This is a genomic window from bacterium, from assembly GCA_020444065.1.
Classification (GTDB): domain Bacteria; phylum Sumerlaeota; class Sumerlaeia; order SLMS01; family JAHLLQ01; genus JAHLLQ01.
Window position 1 is genome coordinate 181,692 of the sequence record JAHLLQ010000005.1, and the last position, 22,326, is coordinate 204,017.

15 protein-coding genes and 1 pseudogene are annotated in these 22,326 nt (G+C 61.0%); 15 read left to right on the forward strand and 1 reads right to left on the reverse strand.

The window, feature by feature from the left end:
- Positions 1 to 11 precede the first annotated feature (11 nt).
- The 14 genes from KQI84_13675 (at position 12) to KQI84_13740 (ending at position 20,027) form a co-directional block, all read left to right on the forward strand.
- Positions 12 to 5,141 (forward strand): FG-GAP repeat protein, encoded by a 5,130-nt coding sequence (locus KQI84_13675; GenBank protein ID MCB2155927.1) that lies wholly within the window; start codon positions 12 to 14, stop codon positions 5,139 to 5,141.
- A 241-nt stretch (positions 5,142 to 5,382) separates the two neighbouring features.
- Positions 5,383 to 6,348: a methionyl-tRNA formyltransferase gene (gene fmt / locus KQI84_13680; protein ID MCB2155928.1), complete on the forward strand. Its 966-nt coding sequence runs from the start codon at positions 5,383 to 5,385 to the stop codon at positions 6,346 to 6,348.
- A gap of 33 nt (positions 6,349 to 6,381) precedes the next feature.
- A complete protein-coding gene (locus tag KQI84_13685; protein MCB2155929.1) occupies positions 6,382 to 7,569 on the forward strand; it encodes a DUF1385 domain-containing protein in 1,188 nt (395 codons plus the stop codon).
- Positions 7,566 to 7,973: a DUF393 domain-containing protein gene (locus KQI84_13690; protein ID MCB2155930.1), complete on the forward strand. Its 408-nt coding sequence runs from the start codon at positions 7,566 to 7,568 to the stop codon at positions 7,971 to 7,973. Before KQI84_13685 ends, KQI84_13690 begins: the two co-directional genes overlap by 4 nt.
- Positions 7,974 to 8,085: 112 nt before the next feature.
- Positions 8,086 to 8,454, forward strand: coding sequence for a LysR family transcriptional regulator (locus KQI84_13695; GenBank protein MCB2155931.1), 369 nt, complete (start codon positions 8,086 to 8,088; stop codon positions 8,452 to 8,454).
- Positions 8,455 to 8,532: 78 nt separating this feature from the next.
- Entirely contained in the window at positions 8,533 to 9,213 is a 681-nt protein-coding gene (modB, locus tag KQI84_13700) for a molybdate ABC transporter permease subunit (protein MCB2155932.1), read from the forward strand.
- A gap of 213 nt (positions 9,214 to 9,426) precedes the next feature.
- Positions 9,427 to 11,610: an acyl-CoA/acyl-ACP dehydrogenase gene (locus KQI84_13705; protein ID MCB2155933.1), complete on the forward strand. Its 2,184-nt coding sequence runs from the start codon at positions 9,427 to 9,429 to the stop codon at positions 11,608 to 11,610.
- A 162-nt stretch (positions 11,611 to 11,772) separates the two neighbouring features.
- Entirely contained in the window at positions 11,773 to 13,602 is a 1,830-nt protein-coding gene (locus tag KQI84_13710) for a 4Fe-4S ferredoxin (protein ID MCB2155934.1), read from the forward strand.
- An 86-nt stretch (positions 13,603 to 13,688) separates the two neighbouring features.
- A complete protein-coding gene (locus KQI84_13715; protein ID MCB2155935.1) occupies positions 13,689 to 14,495 on the forward strand; it encodes an electron transfer flavoprotein subunit beta in 807 nt (268 codons plus the stop codon).
- Between the two features lie 28 nt (positions 14,496 to 14,523).
- Positions 14,524 to 15,552: an electron transfer flavoprotein subunit alpha gene (locus KQI84_13720; GenBank protein MCB2155936.1), complete on the forward strand. Its 1,029-nt coding sequence runs from the start codon at positions 14,524 to 14,526 to the stop codon at positions 15,550 to 15,552.
- A 154-nt stretch (positions 15,553 to 15,706) separates the two neighbouring features.
- A complete protein-coding gene (locus tag KQI84_13725) occupies positions 15,707 to 16,597 on the forward strand; it encodes a mechanosensitive ion channel family protein (protein ID MCB2155937.1) in 891 nt (296 codons plus the stop codon).
- A gap of 60 nt (positions 16,598 to 16,657) precedes the next feature.
- Positions 16,658 to 17,347, forward strand: a complete 690-nt coding sequence (locus tag KQI84_13730; GenBank protein ID MCB2155938.1) for a PHP domain-containing protein — start codon at positions 16,658 to 16,660, stop codon at positions 17,345 to 17,347.
- A gap of 96 nt (positions 17,348 to 17,443) precedes the next feature.
- Positions 17,444 to 18,574: a glycosyltransferase gene (locus KQI84_13735; GenBank protein MCB2155939.1), complete on the forward strand. Its 1,131-nt coding sequence runs from the start codon at positions 17,444 to 17,446 to the stop codon at positions 18,572 to 18,574.
- A gap of 40 nt (positions 18,575 to 18,614) precedes the next feature.
- Positions 18,615 to 20,027 (forward strand): alkaline phosphatase family protein, encoded by a 1,413-nt coding sequence (locus tag KQI84_13740; GenBank protein MCB2155940.1) that lies wholly within the window; start codon positions 18,615 to 18,617, stop codon positions 20,025 to 20,027.
- Between the two features lie 12 nt (positions 20,028 to 20,039).
- On the opposite strand, the gene msrP is transcribed toward KQI84_13740, so the two are convergent.
- Positions 20,040 to 21,038 carry a protein-methionine-sulfoxide reductase catalytic subunit MsrP gene (msrP, locus tag KQI84_13745; GenBank protein MCB2155941.1) on the reverse strand — a complete coding sequence of 333 codons (999 nt, stop codon included), beginning with the start codon at positions 21,036 to 21,038 and terminating at the stop codon, positions 20,040 to 20,042.
- Between the two features lie 425 nt (positions 21,039 to 21,463).
- Here msrP and KQI84_13750 point away from each other — a divergent pair.
- Positions 21,464 to 21,658 (forward strand): annotated as a pseudogene (locus KQI84_13750) (prepilin-type N-terminal cleavage/methylation domain-containing protein).
- Positions 21,659 to 22,326 lie beyond the last annotated feature (668 nt).

A 22,326-nucleotide genomic window follows, 5' to 3' on the forward strand; every position in this document is an offset into this window, starting at 1 on the left:
GGACGCATACCATGAAGCGCTGGTTCGTTTTGCTCCTGGTGGGGGCGGTGGGGGGAATTTGCGCCGCGGCGGAGGCCGCGGAACGCACGAAGGTTGACGGAAGTCTGCTCGTTCTCTTCGACGCAGTTGAGCGCGGCAGGTCGCTCCGGGAATTGGGATCCGAGGCACCCAGCCTCTATCGGAGCGACGGACGCGTCAGCGTCACGATCCGATTCGACAAACCGCTGACGGATCTGGAAGCCGATGCCTACGAGAAGAAACTCGGCATCGAGTGGATGCGCCTTCCGAATTCCAGCCAGATCGCGAACTACGACCGATTCTATCCGGCGTGGATTACCAACGATCAACTTGGCGCTTTGCGGTCAGACACTCGGATCGAATTCATCGAGCCGGGAAAAGGTCTGCACGAGGTTTCAACGCTCGATGTTTCCGTCCCGGAGATCCAGGCCGACATTCGTCATCAGTGGCCGACTGGCACAAACGCATTCGGCAATACGGGTCAAGGCATCCGCGTAGCGGATTGGGACAGCGGAGTCGACGTCACGCATCCCTTCTTCTTCCGCGCGGAGCCATACATTCGTTACGATCTTGTCGATGCCGATAACAACGGCTTCTTCACTCCCGGCGTCGACGGAGTGGACCTCGACGGAAGTGGTGTGTTGGAGTCGGATGAGTACCTCGACTTTGTCGATTCCTTCGCACTTCCGGGCGTCTACGATACGCACACCGATTGGCTGTACAATGATGCGAACCGGAATGGCGAACGCGACACAGGATCAGCGGCAGGTTTCTCCGAATCGGATGCGGCCTATGGCGAGCTCGTCTTCTATGTCGAGGACACAAACGGAAATCACATCCTTGAAGTCGGCGAGAAACTCGCACCATTCAAGGAAAGCAAAATCTACAAAGCGCTCGGCGCGGGTTACATCGAGTATACTCGCGGCTCGAATCTGATCGATACTCCGCCGGACCCTGGTGGTCACGGCACCAGTGTGCTCGGAATTGTTGCGGGGCAGGAACTTGGGTTCGGCCGTGCCTACGTTGGCGTTGCGCCAGGCGCCGAGTTGCTCCCCATCGACAGGAAGAGTAACCCCAATCATATTTCGACGCTCACTTGGGCGCTCACAAATGGAGCTGACGTCTGCCTGTGGGAATTCGGCGGTTGGACCGGCCAATACCTGGATGGGTCCTCCTCACTCGAGATGGCCATTACCCAGGAGATGGAGGGCACTCGTTCCGTCCATGTGATTCCCAACGGAAACCTCGGAACCTCCGATCGGCACGCGCAGCAAGACTTCACCGGCGCGATCACCGAGATGAAGACGCAGACATTGGACATTCCTGCCGATCCCGGAATCAAGTACCTGGCCTTCTCGCTTCTCTACACGGGCGAACTGTCCGACTTCCGTTACGAGATTCGCCAGGGTACATCAGGCGATTGGACTTCCATCAATCCAAACGTTTTGCCAAGAGACGTCGCGATCGGCGACGACCATACAGCCTACGGCGTCATAGAGACCGGCCCCACGGTTCGTGGGACCGTTCGATACGACATGCAGCTTGCTCGAAATGACCGGGCCGCGATGTCGGGCAATTGGCAGTTGCGCTTGGCGAAGTACACCAATTCCGACCGGCGCGTGCATTTCTACGTTGCCGACGATGCCACCTCCTGGAGCGGAGGCGCCTACTGGGTCGACAATTCCACGCCGGCCAGCACGATCACCTGGCCTTCAACGGCAGACAAAGGCATCAATGTCGGCAGCTACAGTGTTGACATCCTCGAAGGCCCCATCAGCGGCTTCAGCGGACGTGGACCGCGCATTGATGGATGGGCGAACGTTCTGGATATCGCGGCCCCCGGCGACTACGACATTCTCACATGCATCAGCACCGCGCAGTTGGGCGACTGGGGTTACTACACGAACTTCGGAGGAACCAGTGCTGCTGGACCGCATGTTGCTGCGGCTTGTGCCTTGTTGTGGGAGGCCGTGCCTTCCTCCACGCCCGCTGACCTCGCCGCTGCAATCAACGACTCCGCACACACCGATTCAGACACCGGAGCCGTCTACAACGACCAGTGGGGCTGGGGGAAACTTCGGATTCACGACGCGTTCTTTGAGCTGGCTGGAAACAAGTGCTCGGCGATCTCCGGAATCAACAACATCTCCCCATCGAACAACGCAACGAACGTCGACTCGACGGGAACGACATTGTCTTGGAGCGACGATCCCGACGCGCAGTTGTTCGATCTCCACTTCGGAACGACGAACCCACCGGAGCTCTTCGTTCCCGGCCTGACCGGTAACTCAATGCCGATCACGGACTCACAACTGGCGGCAAACACAACCTACTACTGGCGGCTCTACGCGCGGAACACTTGCGGCTCTGTTTACGAGACGCCTGTCTGGTCGTTCACAACCGGCGCAGGACCGGAGCCCGACATTGAACTCATTCGCTTCGACGAGAGCTTCAACCGCTACCCCATTCCGTTGAATGGCACTGTTGCTTTCCCGGACACCGCGGTGGGCGACAGCAACAACATCGTTATGCTCGTCAAGAACAATGGGGCGGCGGACCTGCACCTGACGGGAACGCCGACGGTGCAATTCTCTGGTCTCAGCCCATACGACTTCACGGCGACACCGCCGAATCCGCTCGTCTACGCGGGTGGAGCGGAGAACGCCTTCACCATGACATTCGAGCCCTTCGTCGGCGGCCATCGGATGGCGACCGTTTCGATTCCGAACGACGACCCGGATGAGTCGCCTTACACCTTCTACGTCACGGGCATCGGCATCGCGCCCACGCCGACTCCTTCACCAACGCCAACCGCATCTCCTACGCCATCCCCGACCCCCACTGGGACGGCACCACCAACGATTCCTCCGATGCCGACGGCGATCGATCTCTCTCAATCGCCGGGTCAGGAGGGACATCCTCTCACGCGCATCTACGGCGAGTCGGATAATGATGCATTGGGTGGCGACTATCGCAGTACCATTGCCATGGGCGACTTCAATGGCGATGGCTACGATGACCTTTTGATTGGTGCCACTGGGAACGCCTCTGACATTGCGAACCGTCCTGGGCGAGCATTCCTGATCGCCGGCGATGGAACCTTGCCGCTGCTCGATGAACTCAGCCTCCACACGGTTGGAAACAGCCCGCCCTCGAACATTACGGTCATCGAAGGCGACGCGAACAACGCCCGGTGCGGCACCTCCGTCGCCACAGGCGACTTTAACGGCGACGGCTACGATGATGCTCTCGTCGGCGTTCCCGGTTACGACCCCGTGCGGCGATCCAGCGAACTCGGCGGAGCGTTCCTTCTCTTCGGCAACGCGAATGTCTTTGGCCAGAAAGTCACCGCCGCACCCGGACAGGCAGCGGATTCGGTGATGCTTACGACTGGTATCACTAATGGAGAGACCGGCAATACGGTCGCTGCGGGCGACATAAACGGCGATGGTTTCACCGATGCCATCTACGCATCGCGCACTGCGCCATCGGCCGATGGGTCGGTCATTTTCACCGGCGCCATTCAGGTCGAATTTGGTTCTGCGACCTTCCCCTCCCGTCGCCGTGGGACCGTCGACAACACGGCCATCATCCACGGCGACGATCAGAATGACCAGTTAGGCTTCGCGCTGGCCACAGGCGATGTGGATGGCGATGGCTACGATGATCTGATCCTCACATCGCGCAACGGGGAATTCACCGCGATCGTCTTCGGAGACACAATCACGCCCGGGGCCAAGATCGACTTGAATACGGATGATACGATCAGCGCTCTTGGTGAAACGCGCATTTTCGGCGACGACTTCCAGGACAAGTTCGGGTACTCCGCCGCCACCGGCGATCTGGATGGAGACGGCCTGGCCGATGTCATCGTTGGGGCGCCGGAAGCACGTGGACCGACCAACAGCTTCTCCGATGATAATTCCGGCGAGGTATACGTCTTCTGGGGCGACCAGATCCAGCGCGCCACCGCCTACAGCATGGACACCGATGGTGCCATTTCGACGATGAAGGAAACGCGGATCTTTGGCGACGATGGCGGCTTCATGGCCGGCGTCTCCGTTGCCGCCGGTGACATCACAGGCGATGGGCTTTCGGATCTCGTTGTCGGTTCTCCTGGCACCACCGGGAATCAATCATCGATTCTCTATGGTGACCAGCTTCCGAAGAACACAACCGTTCTTCTGAGTTCCGTCGACCACCCCGATGTGGAGGTGTTTGGTGCGGAAGCACTCGATCATTTCGGCGCTTCCTCCAACGCGGCAGGCGACATGAATGGCGACGGAATTGCCGACGCGGCAATCGGTTCACATGCAGGCGTGAATCCAAATCTGACCTCCGGGATGGATGAATCCGGGTACGCGGCGCTGCTCTATGGCGGCGGCGACGCGGTCTCTGCCACTGTCATTGGTCACATCAAAGACGGCGCCGTGCCGCGGCGAGGAATCGGAGGTCATCTCGCTCCGGTCAGCCGAGCGCTTGTCGGGTTCCTTGGCGGTACTGGAACGGGCGTGACAACTCTTATCCACCGTGGCGATGGGGATCTCTCCGGACTGGGCGTCGGTCCCGAAGATACGGCCGACGTGTACTGGCACATTCAGGCGGAACGCCAGAACGCCGGCCAGATGCTCGTTGAGTTCTCTTACCGTGATGTTGAGATTCAGGATCAGGAAGAACTTCTGCTCAACCTGTTCTTTGCCCCCAGTGTCGAGGGGCCCTGGTTCCCTGTCGGCAATCAGTATCAGAACATGAATCGCAACACGATCGGCGGCGAGGTTTCGTTGCTCGATGCGTACTTCGCCCTGTCGGACGCACAACCTGAACCTCTCGATCTGACCGACAGCGACGGCGATGGATTCAGCGATGCCATCGAGAAGTCAAAGGGCACAGATCCGGACGACCCGACCTCCAGGCCCGACTTCGGCGATTATAACACCGATGGCATCGTCAACACTGGCGACGCCGTTGCCTTCTATCGGGCGTTGTCGAAAAACGGAGGCACGCTGGCGTACGACGTGAACCTGGACATCGTTGTCGACCTGGAAGTCAATTACGACGATGCGCAGGCGCTGTACGATTGGGCGATCGGAGGTTCGCCTGAAACCATACCAATCTCCCCGTGATTCTAGGCGGAATGCCCTCGCGGGTATCCCCAGGACCCACGTGCTCATGCTCAGCGCAGCGGTGCTCGTAATCGAGACCGCCCTGCAACGAAACTCGATTACGAGCACGAGCACGGCGAACTCCGACCTGGGTGTTTTCCCGTCGGGCGCATGAGCCGCGACCTACCCCTTGCCTCCCCAGGGCCGGGCAGCTTAGGCTGCTTGCCGGCTCGCAGCCGGACTTTGCCCTGACGGAGATGCAATGAAAGTCGCCTTTTTCGGAACCCCTGATTTCGCCGTGATCACGCTGGAGCGCCTGCTCGCCTCGAGCCACGAGGTCGTGGCCGTTGTGACCCAGCCCGACAAACCTGCCGGGCGTGGGCGCAAGTTGACCCCGCCGCCCGTCAAGGTCCTGGCCGAGCAGTCCGGCCTGCCCGTGCATCAGCCAAAGTCCGTCCGCGGCGAGGAGTTCCGCCGTCAGCTCGCCGATCTCAGCGTGGATGTCGCCGTGGTGGTTGCCTACGGCAAGATCCTGCCCAAGGAGCTCCTCGAAGTTCCCAGGCACGGGTTCCTGAACGTTCACGCATCGCTGTTGCCCAAATACCGCGGGGCGGCGCCGATCCAGTGGGCGCTCGTCAACGGCGAGGAAACCACCGGCGTTTCGATCATGCAGATCGACGAGGGACTCGACACGGGCCCGGTGCTGGCGCGCCATTCTGTCGACATTCTAGAAGATGACGACGCGCGCAGCATGATGGAGACGCTGAGCGTCTACGGCGCCGATCTGATGATTACGGTCCTCGACATGATCGAGGAGCACGGCCATGCGCACGCCGAGGCTCAGGATGACTCCAAGGCCACAATGGCGCCGCTCATCCACCGCGAAGATGCGCACATCGATTGGTCGAAGCCGGCCGAATCGATCATCTGGATGGTGCGCGGGTTCCAGCTCTGGCCCGGCGCCCATACGACGTTCAACAAGGGTCAGGCGCTGAAGATCACCGGCATGGAAGCCGTCGATCCGACCTGGGTGTCGACCGACTGGCAAGACAAGGCCGTTCCGGAAGGCACGGTCGTGGAGACCTTGCGTAACCGAGGGTTCGTCGTGAAGACCGGCCACGGCGGACTGGTACTGGTCACGCGGGCCCAGCCCGCCGGAAAGAAGGAAATGGACGCCCATGCCCTCGTAAATGGCGGCGTCATCGATGTTGGCACGCAGTTTGTCTGAGAAGGGACCAGAACGGGAAGGAAACGGAGTCGAATGCCTCAAAGCGCACCTCATGAAAACGTCAGCGGCACGCCAATCCTTGAGATGGGAGGGCAGGCTGTTATCGAAGGCGTGCTGATGCGCTCGCGCACCGGCTACGCCGTTGGGCTGCGCCGCAGCACCGGCGCCATCATCGTGCGCCAAGTCCCCTACCAGCCGCTGGCCCGGAAATGGGCCTTCCTGAAGCTGCCGATCATCCGCGGTGCCGTCGCGCTGGTGGAGATGATGGCCATCGGCACGCGATCGCTGCGCTGGTCAGCCGAGGAATTCGAGAAAGATCTGGCCCGACAGGAAGCCAACCACGCCGGCACCGACCCGCACGGCGAAGGAGAGGCCGAGGAGAAACCGGCGACGAATCTTCCCACTTCTGCAAAGGACGCCTACAAGCACGCGGGATTCGTCGGGATGATTCTGCTGAGTCTCGCGATCGTTGTCCTGATGGTCGTCATTGCGCCGAACGTCCTGACCACTCTCGTCGGCAAACTCCCCGTTATTGGCCCCTGGCTGGACAGTCTGCACCCGATGGGTTTCGCGGAAGAGAACACGCCGATTGTCTACAACTTGATCGCCGGCTCGTTCCGCGCGATGATCCTGTTTCTGTACGTCTGGGTGATTTCCTGGAACAGCGATATCAAGCGCGTCTTCGAGTACCACGGCGCCGAGCACAAGGCCGTGTTGGCACTCGAGGAAGGGCGCGAAGTCACCGTCGCTCGAGCGCAGGCACACGACACGCTGCATCCGCGTTGCGGCACGACCTTCATCGCCGTCGTCGTGTTCGTTTCGATCGTCTTCTTTGCACTGATTGCCGCGTTCCTCTCTACCCGAATCAGCGGCTTCCCCGATTTCCCGTACTGGGAGAAGAAGCTCATCACCTTTGGCAGCCACATACTCGCCTTGCCGTTGGTCGCAGGGACGGCGTTTGAGTTGATGAAGTTCTGCGCCCGTCGACCGAAGAACCCGATCTGCGCCGCGTTCCTTTGGCCCGGATACAAGTTCCAGCGCATCACGACGCGCCCGCCCGACGACACGCAGGTCGAAGTCGCGATCGTGGCGATGCTGGCGGCGCTTGCGATTCCGACAGACATGAAGGACCCCGCCGAGTATGTTGTCCGCGGCCTCGAAGACGACGAATCGTCTCCCGCTTACAAATCGAAGGCATCCCTCCAGGAGGCAGCCATATGACCGACAGCAAGAAGCTTCTCGCCAAGCCCGTGGTGCTCTACGATGGATCGTGCAAATTCTGCAGCAAGTCCACCGACCAGCTAATGGCTTTGGACAAAGATGGCTGCATCGATTGGCTCGATTTACACGACGAGAAGGTCCAGAAACGATTCGCCGGCATCGATTGGGAGCGCGCGCACGAAGAGATTCACCTGATCCACCGGGACGGAAGAGTCCACACCGGCGTCGGCGCTCTACGCGACATCGCCGAGATGATCGGCGGCGAAGCAGGAAAGGCCATGTCTCGCGCCATGGACATCCCAGGAATTCGGGAGTCCGCCGACCTGATCTACAAAGTCATCTCCGAGAATCGCCATCGCATCTGGGGCGAAGAAAAGCCCGAGCCGCCCATTAAGGATGTATAATTCCCGGCAAGAGAGCGGCCAACTGAACCCACAGGACGTCCCTGATATGGACTCGCCACTCGTCACTCGCCACTTGTCACTCCCCTGTGCCGAGAAGGGTGGCTTCTGAAATATGCCTCGCGATCCATTCGCCGTGCGTCTTCGCCTATACGCCGGGCCCGAAATCGCCATCGGGCCGGGGAAGGCAGATCTGCTTGAGCTGATCGAAGAAACGGGTTCGATCGCGGAATCGGCCCGCGAGATGGACATGTCCTACAAACGCGCCTGGTCCTTGGTGAAGGCCATGAACGAGTCCTTCGCAGAGCCACTCGTTGAGCGCGAGGTCGGAGGGCGCAAGGGCGGTGGCGCGCAGCTGACCGATCTCGGGCGCGAAATCGTGACCGCCTACCGGGCCGCCGAGCGCGCTGCCCACGCCGCAGCCGCCCCCCACATCGAACTCATCAAGAGCCGCCTGGCGCCCTCCGAACCCGATCCACATTGACAGGCCCCCGACCCGTTATGTTTCGTCAAACATAACGCTTCGGCGCCCCGAGCGCCTCCCCGCCCACGAGGACCCCACTTGGATTGGCTTGAACTTCTTCGCCAGGTCGACTGGCACCCCGTCTGGATTTCGCTCAAAGTCGGCATCTCCGCGACCGTGATCTCGGTCGTGCTGGGATCGCTGATCGGTTATGCGCTGGCCCATGCGAAGTTCCCAGGCCGCCGGTGGGTGGAGGCCCTGGTTCTGCTGCCGCTCGTCCTGCCTCCCACGGTTCTTGGCTACTACCTGCTCGTTATCATTGGCCGGCGGGGTCCGATCGGACAGGTTTGGGAGGCCGCATTCGGGTCGCCCCTGGTGTTCACTCTCAAGGCCGCTGTTCTCGCCGCCAGCGCCGCCACCGTTCCGATCGTGACCCGCCAACTGGCCGCGGCTTTCTCGCAGACCGATCCAGAAGTCGTGGAGGCCGCCCGCATCGATGGGGCCAGCGGTTGGAGCCTCTTGATTCACGTCCAGCTTCCCCAAATCCGCACGCCGTTGATCGCCGCGGCGACGATCGCCTTCGCCCGAGCTATCGGCGATTTCGGGGCGACGCTCATGGTTGCCGGCAACCTGCCCAAGCGCACGCAGACCGCCGCCATTGCGATCTGGGACCTGATGAACGCCGGCCGCGACGGCCAAGCCTTCATCCTGGTGCTCATCATCTCGGCGGTTTCGCTCGTGGTGCTGGCTTTCACGACCGGAAAGATGGCCAAAGAGTAGCTGCCCGGATGACTTTGCGTTTACACCGGTAATTATCCAATTCGACACCGGGAATCCGTTTTTTGGGTTGCCTTTGCCCCGGAGCTTGGGACGTATCTAGCCAAACAAAGCGGCCAACCCGGACTATATTTGTCCACTATCAAAGAACCGCAATTATAAGCATGAGGGAATAAGATAATGGCAACGACCTCAGAAAAGGCCCCGAGGGCCGCGATGAGTACCCTGCCCGGCGACGATCTGCGCCAGGTCATGTGGAGCTTTGCCGACCGCTTCGAACTGCACATGCTCGTGCAGGCGGTCCGCTCCGTGGCCCGCGGCCCAGTGGCTCATCTCGTCGCCAATGGCGCCCGAAACAGCCACGAGTGGACGCCCGAGAAGAATGAGCTGCTGAAGGCGTTCGACGAGTCGGGCATCACGGCAGCATTCATGGACACCGAGTACGGCGGATACATCGACGGTCCGAAGAATCTTGTGCTCGCGCTGATCGCGTTCGAGCTGGCCTGGGTCGATGCTGGCGCTGCGACCGGAAGTCTCGCGGGCAATCTGGGTCTGTCGCCCATTCACGAGTGCGGCACCCCCGAGCAGCGTAGCGAGTATCTCAACCGCTGCATCCCGCCGCAGCCCGGCGAAGATCGCAAAGCCGAGCGCGCCGCGTTTGCGCTGACCGAGCCCCTTCCCTACGTCGGTGTTGATACCGGCGTCCTGAGTGGCAAGGTCCGCATCGACAAGTGGGAAGACGGCGCCGAGCCGATGCTCCACGTCGAGAAGCGCGGCCGTTTCATTACCAACATGGACTTCGCGAATATCGTGACCGCCGCCGTCGATTCCGACGACGAACGCATCAAGGGCAGTTGCATGGTGATCCTTGAAGAGGGCGACGAGGGCACGTTCGATCGCGGAGCACCGACGTTGAAGATGGTGCACCAGCTTTCTTCGACGCGCGACCCGATGTTCAACATGAAGGTTCCCGCCAGCCGGATCATCGGCGGCTACGAAATCAAGGACGGCGTCATCGTTCCGAATCTGAATCACAGCCAGGTGATCGAATCCGTCTTCAAGCGCACCCGCGTGACTGTCGGCCTGATGACCGCGGCCAAGCTGCTGTCGGCGATCGAGCCGGTTATGCGCTATCAGCGTCAGCGTTTCCGTGGCGGCTCCAGCGGCCAGCCCGGCTCGCCGCGCTATGAACTCGGCATCCAGATGAAGGAAGATGCGCTGCATCGCCTCGTCGACGTTTGGGCGACCGGCGAAGCAGCCGCGGCCCTCGGCTTCGAAGCCGCCCGCGTCTTCGACGAGTTCGATCCCATCGAACGCGAGAAGGAAGCGTACTTCAAAGAGAACGGCATCGAAGGCCGCCGCGCTGTCATGAAGGAACTGAAAGCCGCGGAAAAGAAGGCGCTCGAGTATCTCGAAGCGTGCGACAAGGGCGATGCCGCGCCGGCCGAGCCGGATCTGATGACGCGCTACTCGCTGACCGAGGCGGTCGCGAACGTCCTTTGCCCAGGCACGAAGTTGTGGAACACGGGCCATGGCGCGCGCGTTCTTCGCGAAGCGATCAGCCTGATGGGCGGCTACGGTATCACCGAGGACTGCCCCGGCTTCCTCTTCCAGAAGTGGATGGACTCGCAGCTTGAAGCAACCTATGAAGGCCCCGAAGCCGTGCAGCGTCGCCAGCTCAGCGTCACCATGCTGTCGCCGGTTTTCATCGCGCAGTTCAAGCGCTGGACGCGCGACATGCGTCGCATCTCCGCGGCCCGTCCGGGCACCGGCGCCTGCACCCTGGCCTCGGCCATGGATATGTGGCTGTGGACGTTGGATCACTTGCAGACAGCGAAGGACGCCGACGGCAACAAGCTGTACCACGGCTCTCGCCAGGGCGTGACGTTCCCGCTGGCCGATGCGTTGTGCTGGCTTCTTGCCGCGCGTCAGTTGGTCCTCGACACAATGAAGGTTGAAGACCAGGGCGGTATGAACCCGGTGCTGGCAGAAGGTCTCGAAGGCATCGTGAACTTCTACCAGGATCTCTGCCACGTTCAGTGCGGCGCCGCCGCGGGTGAAGTCGGCCGCATCTGCGCCGAGCTGATCCACGGTTACAACCGCCATCCCGCGTGGGACGACCAGGGGCACTGCTGCTTCACGGACAGCGAAGTCGAAGCGATTGGCGCCGTGGTGCCGGGCTTTGGCGGTGGAGCAGGAATCGACGATGTTGAAGGCGACGACGGAAGCCACCCGATGAAGGCCGGCCCGTGCGTAACCTGCAACCGCGACATCCGCCCGTTCCTGCGTCTTCGCGTGAAGCTCGACGGCTGCCTGACCGGCTGCCGCCTGGCAAAGGACAATGCCGCGCACGCACTGACCCAGATCATGATCCCCGAGGCGTTGGACTACCCGCTGTAAGAACACTCGCTGGTGACCGCCGAGCCCAACTCAGCCAATCGGCCGAGTTGAAGTTCGGCGGTCCCATCGCTTTTCACCCCGTCCACAATCTCTTCGCACACAGGACGTTTTTGCATGGAAGCATCTGCACCTGAACAAGCTCCCTCCATCGAACGCCAGAGCATGGATCTGGATATCGTCTGTGTTGGATTCGGTCCGGCCATGGGCGGCTTTCTCACGACTCTTTCGAAGGGCCTGGTGAACGAGGACGGTACACCCGCCGTCGATAGCAAAGTCATGCCCGGCATGCCGCCGCAGGTAATCTGCTACGAGCGCGCCGACGACCTTGGCTTCGGCGTGTCCGGCGTGGTGACTCGCGGTCGCGCAATCAAGGGCTCCTTCCCCGAGTTGAATCTCGATGAAATCCCGATGGCCGCGCCCGTGAAGGAAGAGCAGTTGCTCTACCTGATGGATCCGATCGGTGCCAGCCGCCGTCCGCTTTCGATGCGGCTCGCGGATGGAACGCTGAAGGCCCTCAAGTGGATGCTGCCCGTGAAGGATCATGCCTTCAAAGTGCCTTACATTCCGGCATTCATGGAAAAGCACGACGGTTTCCTCGCATCTCTCGGCCAGTTCAACCAGTGGGTCGGCGGTCAACTGATGGCCTCCGGCGCCGTGCAGATCTGGCCCGGTACGCCCGTCGAGAAACCCTTGATCGAAAACGGCGCCGTGACCGGCGTGCAGTTGATCGACCAGGGCGTCGATAAGAAGGGCGAACCGGATGCCGGCTTCATGCCCGGCATGGAGATCAAAGCGCCCCTGACCGTCATCGCGGACGGCCCGATCGGTCCGGTCGGGCGACAGATCGACGAAGCGCTTGGAATGCCCGAAGGCCACCATCATCACGACTGGGCCGTTGGCATGAAGATGGTCATCGACTTGCCGGAAACGTGCGAGTTGGAAGTGGGGACGGTGATCCATACGCTCGGATTCCCCGAGCCGGAGATCTTCGGTTTCCTCTACGTCTATCCGGGCAAGGTCGCATCGGCCGGCATCTTTGTGCCGTCCTGGTTCGACAATCCCGTGCGCAGCACCTATCGCTACCTGCAGCACTGGTTGCAGCATCCCGCGCTTTGGAAACACCTCAAGGGCGGCACGATGCGCAGTTGGGGCGCGAAGACGATTCAGGAATCCGGTCGTCGTGGCGAACCGCATCTTGTCGGCAACGGCTTTGCCCGCATCGGCGAAGGTAGCGGCTCGACGAACGTGCTGACGAACTCCGGCGTCGACGAAGCGTGGATGACCGGCGTACAGTTGGCCGACGGCGTTCTCGAACTGATGAAAGAGGGCAAGGAATTCACGAAGGAAAACCTTGAGGCGACCTACGTGAAACGTCGCCGCGAGAGTTGGCTCGAAGAAGAAAGCCGCATGGCCGAGAAAGCGCGCGATGGATTCCAACGCAGTTTCCTGCGTGGCATGATCGGCATGGCGATGTCCGGTTTCACAAAGGGCAAGATGAACATGTCGGGCGACGGACGTTCGCCTTACCAGCGCGTTCCGACGCCGGAAGAGTACTACAAGGGCCGCATCTCGCCGGACGGCATTGCGAACCTTCGCGCCGATTGCCAGAAGGCCGGCAAGTCGCTGCACGATGAACTCATGAATCGCGTCGGTTGGCCGGAGATCGAATACGACGGCCAGATCCTGATGTCGCACCAGGACGCACTGCTGAAGGGCGGCAAAGTTCAGGCGCCCGGCGGTTACGCCGACCACGTCGTGTTCCTGTATCCGAGCGAATGCGAGAAGTGCGGGACGCAGGTGTGCGTCGAGATTTGTTCCGGCCAGGCGATCACGACGAACCCGGACGGCGGCGTGCCGCTGTTCGACCGCGAGAAATGCGTCCACTGCGGCGCGTGCCTGTGGAACTGCGCCACGCACGATCCGGCCAACCCGGAGAAGGGCGGAATCCAGTTCAAAGCCGGCGCCGGCGGATTGCACTCGGCGGAGAACTGAGAAGGACAAATCGGAAGACAAGCCCCTCGTATGTGAACACCGCGCGAGGGATATCGAACTAACTGAGAATAAAGGGAGCACACACGATGAGCGAACTCCAGATCGTTGTCTGCGGCGGGATCGTTCCCGATCCGTTGCAGACGCTGGCGCCGCAGATGGGACCAACCGGTCCGGCGCTGAAGAATGAAATGATGCTGCCCGCGGTCCTTGATCCGTGGGCGTGGCACTCACTGAACGAAGCTGCCAACCTCGCTAAGAAGAACCCCGGCAGCAAAGTCACCCTCGTTAGCCTCGGGCCAAAGGCCAAGCTGCAGCAGGTCATGATGACCATGGCGCAGAAGGTGCCGTTTGAACTCGTTGCGCTCGACGGCCCCGCCAGCGGCTTCACGGAGTCGGCCGAAGTGGCTGCGCTTCTCGCCGAAGCGATCGAAGGCATTCCCGGCCTCGACAAGAGCAAACTGCTTGTCTTCGGCGGTTGGGAGTCGGCCAGCCGCGGCGCCGGCACGACCATGCAGGTCGTCGGCGAGATCCTCGGTATCGCCGACCAGTTCCTGGCCGTCGACCAGATCGACGTGCAGGCCGATGGGTCCTTCAAGGTCTACGAACGCGTTGAAGGCGGAAAGCACCAGGTCAGCGTCTGCGCCGGTGCCCCGGCGGTTCTTGGTTGGGCCACGGGCAACCTCCCCGAGCCTCCGAACAACCCGCAGATCGGCATGATGAACATGCGCACGATCATGCCGTCGCTGCAGAAGGCCAAGCCGACCCAGGTGAAGTCCGAAGGACTGAAGTTCGCCAGCGTCGAGCAGCCGCAGCAGCGTCGCGACACGAAGATCGTGAAGGACATGCCGGCCGATCAGATCGCCGCCGAAATCGTGGAATGGATCCGCAAGTAATCCCGACGAATTCCTGGAGGAATGACCGATGAGTAAGGTTCTCGTACTACTGCACAGCGAGCAGGATGGCTCGCTGGCCAAGTCCGGCCTGGAAGCCGTCGGGGCTGCGAAGTCTCTGGCGGAGGGCCTGGGCGGCTCTCTTGTCGTCGGCGTGTTCGGCGGCGAGATCGCATCCGCGGCCAATGCCGTTGCCGGTTGCGGTGCAGAGAAGATTCTGGGCGTTGCCGGTGCGGACTTCGCCGCGTCGCGCTACGCAACCGATGCCGCGGCGGCGGAAGCCATCGCGAAGGCCGCCGGCGCCGACTACATCGTCGCGCCCGGTACCATGCGGATGAACCGCGTGCTGGCCGGCGTCGCCTATCGCCTAGGCGGTCGTGTCGATTCGCACGTGACCGGCCTCGCCGTCGAAGGCGGCGCGCCGGTTGTGAATCGCTGGTACTATCGCCAGCGCATGATGGGTCGCGTGCAGCGCGACGTTCGCCCTTGGGTCATCGCAATCGACCCGGGCGCATTCGCTCCGTTGACCGGCACCGAAGGCACCGCCTCGATCGAAAATGTTGCAGTCGCTTTGGCCGATGGCTCGAAGCGCACCAGCGTCGAGGGCATCGTTGCGCCCGCCGCCGACGCGCAGACGATTCGCCCCGACGCCGATTTGCTGTTTGTGGCCGGCGCCGGTTGGACGAAGAAACAGGCCGATGGCCAGTCCCACGTCAAGGAAGCGGAAGAGACGATCCTCGGCTTTGTGAAGGGCGCCGGCGCATCGCTCGGCAGCAGCAAGTCGCTCGTCGACCAGTCCGGCGAAGGCGAAGCAGTTCTGTCCTTCCTGACCCACCTGAACCAGGTTGGTCAGACCGGCGCCACGCCGCGCCACCCGAAGGGACTCGCGTCATGTTGTCACGGCGAAGAGCCCCACGCCGTCGGCTGGCGCTTCATCACCGAGCGCCGCGCCATCAACCTGGACGCCAACTGCGGCTGGGCCCAGGGTAAAGCAGACGTGCTCTACGTCGCCGACGCGTTTGCGGTGATGAAGAAGGTCAACGAGCTGCTGACCTCGTAAACAGTTCCAAAACCTGGACAAAACTACGAGCCCCCGGCCAATACCGGGGGCTCTTTGTGTAATATAGCCCATTTAGAGCGCCAATATCTGGGGCTCGGAACCTATCTTGCAATTGCGGTGACCATTCACAAACTGGCTGAAAGGACTCCACGAAATGGATAATATTGGAGAGATGATTTCGACGTTCTTTGAAAGGCTGATGCTGGGTGCACCGAAGTTCGCCCTCAGCCTGATCTTCCTGCTCGTCCTGCACATCCTGCTGGGCCTCATCCTGACGCGCTTCGAGCATTACCTGAAAAGCACGCTGGAAAAGAAAGCCCCTGGCAACAACGAGATCGAGAAGCGCATCAACACGCTGAAGAAGCTCGTCCGCAAAGTCGCGTTCATTGCGTTGTGGTTCATGGGCGCGCTGATGCTGTTGAAGCAGGTCGGCGTCGATATTGCGCCGCTGCTCGCCACTGCCGGCGTCTTTGGACTGGCGATTGGCTTTGGCGCAAAGGACCTGGCCCGCGACCTGATTGCCGGTGCCTTCCTGCTGATCGAAAACCAGATTCGGGTCGGTGACGTTGCGTTGGTCAATGGCACCGGCGGTGTGGTGGAGGACATCAACGTCCGGACGGTAGTCCTGCGCGATGGTACCGGCACGCTGCACGTCTTTCCCAACGGCACGATCTCGAAGCTGAGCAACATGACGAAGGACTGGAGCGCATTCATGCTCGAGATGGGCGTTGCTTATAAAGAGGATCTGGATCACGTCATGGAAGTCATGAAGCGCGTCGATGCAGAGATGCAGTCCGAAGAGGAATGGAAGGCGAAGTGCCTGGAGCCGATGGAAATGATGGGCGTCGACAGTTTCGGCGATTCCTCCATCGTCATCAAGTGCCGCATCAAGACGAAGCCGATTCTCCAGTGGGGCGTCGGCCGCGAGTACCGCCGCCGCCTGAAGAAGGCCTTCGACGAGGAAGGGATCGAGATTCCGTTCCCGCACATGAGCCTCTATTTCGGCGAAGCCAGCAAGGCGTTCGACGTTGCGATGGCGAAGTAAGCCACAGAATCGGCTGGATTTCCAAGCATGCTCGTGCTCGGATTGTCTCCAAGCACGAGCATGCTTTTTTTCTTAGAGGACCGCGCCGTGGATCCGATCCTGTTCGACTTGCATTGCCATACCCAGGAGCACAGTTACGACGGGCATCTGCCGGCCGTCCAACTGCTGCAGGGCTCCGTCGAGGCGGGATTCTCCGGCGTCGTCATTACGGATCACAATACGGTCTGGACGGCGGACGAGCTGGCCGACCTGCGTCGTGAAGCCGGCGTGCCGGAGGACTTCTTCCTGGCCTCCGGACAGGAAATCCGCACGGCGGTCGACGGGATCATTTGCGGCGATCTGCTCGCCTACGGATTGACCGAGAACATCGCCGACGGCATCGACCCGGCCGAGGTGCTTCGGATGCTGGATGAAGCCGGTGGTTTCTGCCTCGCCGCTCACGTTGGCCAACCGCGCTGGGGCTTCTGCGAGAAGATCGCCGATTATCCGATTCGCGTCGCGGAAACATGGAACGGGCGCTATGGAAACAGCCATGAATCCCGAGCCGTGCCGCTCGCCGAGGACTACGGCTTGATCCAGACGGGCGGGTCCGACGCCCACAACCCAGACCAGGTCGCCGGGGGCGGGACCATTCTGGAGGAGCGCCCGGCCGATCTGGCCGACTTGGGGCGCATCCTGCTCGCCGGCAAGTGCAAGCCCTGGAAGCCCAACGTCATGAAGCGGACTTTGCGCTGGCTGAAACGTAGCTAAGAACACCCTCTTTCGACAGATTCCATTGCCCACCCGAATCCGATCCGTCAGGCTCTCTCTGTAGAGTCACACTCAGGCATTGGCTGACGACTTCCCATGGCCCGTCCGATCCCCAAAGTCATGCACCTCGACACGGAGAAGGGTTTCCGTGGTGGGGAGAATCAGGTCATGCTGCTGCTGGATGGATTGCGGCGGCGAGGGATCGAACAGATTGTCGTGGCGCGTACCGGGTGCGAGTTCGGCCGTCGCGCGCGCGAGGCGGGCTACTCCGTCCATGAAGTTCCCCCCGGGCCGTTTTGGGCTCCGCAGCCCGTGCGGATCGTTCGGCAATTGATCGACGATGAAGACATTGGAATTCTGCATGCGCACACCGGCAATGCGCACGGGCTTGCACTCCGGGCTGCCGGGCGGCGCCCACCGCCGCATATTGTCGTGACCCGGCGCGTGGATTTCGCCATCAAGTCCAACCCGTTCAGCCGGATGAAGTACACCGCGCCTTGCATTCGCTTCATCGCGATCTCGAGTGGCGTTCGCGACGTGCTTGTCGCCGGCGGCGTCGCGGCGAAGCGCATCGACATAGTGCCGAGCGGCATCGATCTCAGTCGCTTCGATGGAGCCGCAGCGCGTCGTGAAGAATGGCGCAGCCAATGGAACGCCTCCGCCGACACCCCTGCAATCGGAACCGTCGGCGCATACGTGGATCACAAGGATCCGCTGAACCTGATCGAAGCCGCGCCGCGTGTGCTTGAGAAACTACCCGATGCGAAGATTGTCTTCGTCGGGGAGGGCGAGTTGCGCCCCGCGATGGAAGAGCGCCTGGAGGCTCTCGGGATTGCCGATCGCGTTGTCCTGACCGGCTGGCAGGAAGACGTGCCCGGCTGTCTCGCTGCGCTCGATCTGTTCTGCATGCCGAGCAAGCTCGAAGGGCTCGGCACGTCGCTGATCGATGCGCTGGCGATGGGGTTGCCGGCGGTTGGGTGTCGGACCGGCGGGATTCCGGATGTCATCGAGGATGGACACAACGGCGTCCTTGTTCCGCCGCAGGATTCCGAAGCCCTCGCCGCCGCGATTGTTGATTTGTGGGGAGACGAAGAACGCCGCACGCGTTTTGCCGAGGCCGGCCCCCAGACTGTTGCCGAGCGCTTCACCGCTGATCGCATGGTCGATGGAACCCTTGCCACTTATGAGAATGTCTTGCCCACCGAGTCGCTGTTCGGTTCCGATTAACAATTGGTTGCAGGATAATCCGCTCGATTGGACCAAGACGATGATGCGAGTAGCTCGCCTCTGCTTTGTGCTGACATTGATTGCCATTCTGGCCGGCTGCGCCGGTGGGCAAAACACCGGCCGAATGCCAACGATGGGTCCGGCGATCGAATCGATCATCATCGGTTCCACCACCTGGAGCACGGCAGCGGTCGCGATTCGGACGGATGAACCGGGCATCGGGCAGATCACTTTGATCAGCGATGACGATTCCTACGCGCAGCGTCGCACCTTCGAGACGACTCGCGAGGGCGGACGCTTCGCCATCGTTGAATTCGATGTTCTGCAACCGCGCGAGAAGTACATCCTCTACGATATTCGCGGAGAGATCGGATCCTTCCGCACGATGCCGCGTCCGGGCGAGCGCGTTCCGATGCGATTCGCAGTCGGGTCCTGCTTCAACTTCAAGAGCGACGAGATCACCGAGTACGCGGGCGGCGAAAAGAACGTCGTCGCAAACCACCAGGTATGGAAGCGCCTCAACAAGCAGAAGAAGCTCGATGCCTTCTTCATGATCGGCGACCGCTTTTATCTCCCCGGGAAATACTCCGACTACGATGGAATGACGGACGAGCAGGTGCTCGAGCTCTTCCGCGAGTACTACGACGGGATGATCTCCGTCCCCGGCGTGGAGGAGCGTTTCTCGACCGTTCCAGTCTACTGCATCTGGGACGATCACGACTTCGGGCCAAACGACAGCGGCGGGAACTTCGCTTTCAAAGACATCGCACTGATCGCCCTGGGGGAATCGTTCGCCAATCCTCCCATGGGCGAGCCGGACAACCCCGGGTGCTACTTCAGGGCGACCTTCGGGGCCGTGGATGCATTCTTCCTGGATGACCGTTACTACCGGGACTGCGGCGGGGGAGAGAACTGCAACCCGAAGAAGCGTCAGCTTTCAGACGGGACTTACACCTCCGATCCGCCATTGGATCACATGTTGGGGCGCCAGCAGTTCGAATGGCTGAAGAGGGGCCTCGCATCCAGCACCGCGCCCGTGAAACTCGTCATCGACGGCAATCAGATGCTTTCCAACATCCACAAGTACGAGCACTGGGGCCTGTTCCAGGAGCGCGAGGAATTCTTCGATTGGCTCAACCAGGAGAAGATTCCGGGGATCGTCTTCATCGCCGGCGACCGCCACACGGGCGAGATCGGCGTTATCCACCGCGGCGTGCCCTATCCGCTGTACGAATTGACGGCGTCCGGTATGGGCGTGAACGTCTATGGTGCGGACGAGGACACCCCGGAGAGCCCGTACGATACGATCGGCCCGGTTGCGGACGTTCACCATTTCGGGCTGATTGAGTACGACCCCAGCGGCAGTGGCAGCGTCACCCTCAGCCTCGTTTCGCGCACCGGCAAGACGATCAACAAGGTGAAGATCCCTCTGACGGAGCTGCAGGCGAACTGACCGCCCCTGCCGTCAGGAGTAAAGCCCCGCCACGTACTCACCGTAGCCATTATATGGTTGTGTGTCGACCATGCGGTTGTCCTGGCCGATCAGCCGCTCGCGGGCCTGACTCCACCGCGGGTGTGGCACCTTCGGGTTCACATTCGACAGGAAGCTGTACTCGTTCGGCGCCAGATCGTTCCAGAACGTGTGCGGCTGCTTATCCGTGAACTCGATGCGGGCGATGTACTTCGGGCTCTTGTAGCCGTACTTCCAGGGCGTCACGACCCGGATCGGTCCGCCGTTCTGTGGTGACAGCTCCTTCCCGTACATCCCAACAACCAGCATCGTCAGCTCGTTCATCGCTTCATCCAGACGCAAGGCTTCGTAGTACGGCCAGTTGTACCACGTTTGCGTCCTCTGGCCCACCATTTCGCTCGGGCGCTTGATGGATATGAAGCGCACGTACTTGGCTTGCGGCATTGGCTTCGCCCACTCGATGAACTTGCGCAGCGGGTATCCGACCCACGGAACCGTCATCGCCCAGGCCTCGACGCAGCGGTGGCGATAGCGCCGCTCCTCCAGCGCCTTCATGTCCACGATGTCCGTATACTCGAAAGTTCCCTTTCGCTCACAGAGGCCGCCGACTTCGACCTGCCAGGGCTTCATTGTGAAGTCCTTCGCGAGTTTCCAGACCTTCTCTTTGTCCGTCGTGAACTCGTAAGCATTATTGTAGCGTGTTGAGAATTCCGGGGATGTGATCGCTCTGCCAGCCTGATACTTCGAATTGGTCTGATTGGGAAGATCCGCGAATTGGCCCAGGAAAGCGGCAATCTTCTGATCCATGTCGAAGGAACCGGGCGGCTGGGCTTGCACGCAGGCGGAGAGTCCGCCGCCGATTGCAAGAGCCGAAAGGCCTGCAAACGCGAGCCCGGACCGCTTCAAGAACTGCCTCCGGGACAGAAAATCGGCCTCGGGGGTGACATTCTTCTCGGGAAGTTGCCACTCGGGCGGGATTATGACATTGGCCATCGTGTTGCCTCCAGGGGGGAATCGCTCCAAGCTGAAACAGAGCAAAGGGAGGGCCGAGTGGCGAAAAAGGGCCAAAAACCGGACAAAGGTGGCTGTGAGCCTTGCCAAAGACCGGTGTAAATGTTAAATATTCAGGTTGAAATGAAGATTGGGTTTGCCGAGCGAGGACGGTCTTTTTATAAAGCGTTTAGTTGCAGGCGCGCCCCATGCGCTTTCTTGATTGGACAATGGACTTGACGCATGATGGAACGGTCTAGTCTCCTTACTGTCGACCTGTGGGAAATCTGCCAAAGAGAGGATCGGGAAACCGCCGGACACATTCGCAGCCACTTGCGACAGGGGAAACCGGTACCGGCGATTCATTTGACTTCTCGAGGCGTTTGCCAATCAGGGGACTAAACCACTGCACACGAGGTGTTGCGTCTATGAAACTTTCATCTGTGAAGAAGAACAAAAAGGGATTCACGCTGATCGAGCTACTGATCGTTGTGGCCATCATCGCGATCCTGGCGGCTATCGCCGTCCCGAACTTCCTCGAGGCTCAGACACGCTCGAAGGTGTCCCGCCTGCTGGCCGACATGCGCTCCATGAAGACCGCTATCGAGTCCTATCGCGTCGACACCAACAAGTATCCCGAGACCGACTTCGGTATCGAGTCGTTCACAAACGGCGTTCCCAGTGCCGGCGCCGGTCTCATCCGCATCACGACGCCGATTTCCTACATGACCACCATTCCAAGATCCCCCTTTATGGAGCTCAAGCTTGGCGGTACCGCGCCCCTCAATGCCCCCTCCACTGACCCGGCGGATCCGGATACTCGCCACTGCCACGCCTGGAACTCGGTTCTCTGGGTTCGCGCCGCCATTCCGGCCCCGCTGACCATTGGCCCATACACAGTTAGCGACGACGATCCGGGTGATGACGGTATCGATGACTCCTACCAGAAAGACCGCGTCACCTACTTGTTGGGCGACGCATCGATCAATGCAGGCAACAGGGGATTCTCCCGTCAGGGCTTCTATATGATGAAGTCCGTCGGCCCGGACAATATCGATAACCGCAATGCTGATCAGGTTTCACCCATGGCAGAAACCGATGCCCGTATCTATGATCCGACGAATGGAACGGTGAGTTACGGCGACATCGTGACATTCCAGGACACAAGCATCCTCGCCGCGGGCGGCTGATCCTTGAAGTCGTTTGATTGGGGGCTGGGCGCAGAGTCCCGCCCCCAATCACGTACTTATATCACCAGGAACAAGAACCAAAAACCCTCGACCGCAGTTTG

Excerpts from the sequence above, each read along its gene's own strand:
- KQI84_13740 (MCB2155940.1), top strand. The coding sequence starts at position 18,615 with ATGATGCGAGTAGCTCGCCTCTGCTTTGTGCTGACATTGATTGCCATT.
- KQI84_13735 (MCB2155939.1), top strand. The coding sequence starts at position 17,444 with ATGGCCCGTCCGATCCCCAAAGTCATGCACCTCGACACGGAGAAGGGT.
- KQI84_13685 (MCB2155929.1), top strand. The coding sequence starts at position 6,382 with ATGCCTCAAAGCGCACCTCATGAAAACGTCAGCGGCACGCCAATCCTT.
- KQI84_13725 (MCB2155937.1), top strand. The coding sequence starts at position 15,707 with ATGGATAATATTGGAGAGATGATTTCGACGTTCTTTGAAAGGCTGATG.
- fmt (MCB2155928.1), top strand. The coding sequence starts at position 5,383 with ATGAAAGTCGCCTTTTTCGGAACCCCTGATTTCGCCGTGATCACGCTG.
- KQI84_13705 (MCB2155933.1), top strand. The coding sequence starts at position 9,427 with ATGAGTACCCTGCCCGGCGACGATCTGCGCCAGGTCATGTGGAGCTTT.
- KQI84_13730 (MCB2155938.1), top strand. The coding sequence starts at position 16,658 with ATGCTTTTTTTCTTAGAGGACCGCGCCGTGGATCCGATCCTGTTCGAC.
- KQI84_13715 (MCB2155935.1), top strand. The coding sequence starts at position 13,689 with ATGAGCGAACTCCAGATCGTTGTCTGCGGCGGGATCGTTCCCGATCCG.
- KQI84_13720 (MCB2155936.1), top strand. The coding sequence starts at position 14,524 with ATGAGTAAGGTTCTCGTACTACTGCACAGCGAGCAGGATGGCTCGCTG.
- KQI84_13695 (MCB2155931.1), top strand. The coding sequence starts at position 8,086 with ATGCCTCGCGATCCATTCGCCGTGCGTCTTCGCCTATACGCCGGGCCC.
- KQI84_13690 (MCB2155930.1), top strand. The coding sequence starts at position 7,566 with ATGACCGACAGCAAGAAGCTTCTCGCCAAGCCCGTGGTGCTCTACGAT.
- KQI84_13675 (MCB2155927.1), top strand. The coding sequence starts at position 12 with ATGAAGCGCTGGTTCGTTTTGCTCCTGGTGGGGGCGGTGGGGGGAATT.
- KQI84_13710 (MCB2155934.1), top strand. The coding sequence starts at position 11,773 with ATGGATCTGGATATCGTCTGTGTTGGATTCGGTCCGGCCATGGGCGGC.
- msrP (MCB2155941.1), bottom strand. The coding sequence starts at position 21,038 with ATGGCCAATGTCATAATCCCGCCCGAGTGGCAACTTCCCGAGAAGAAT.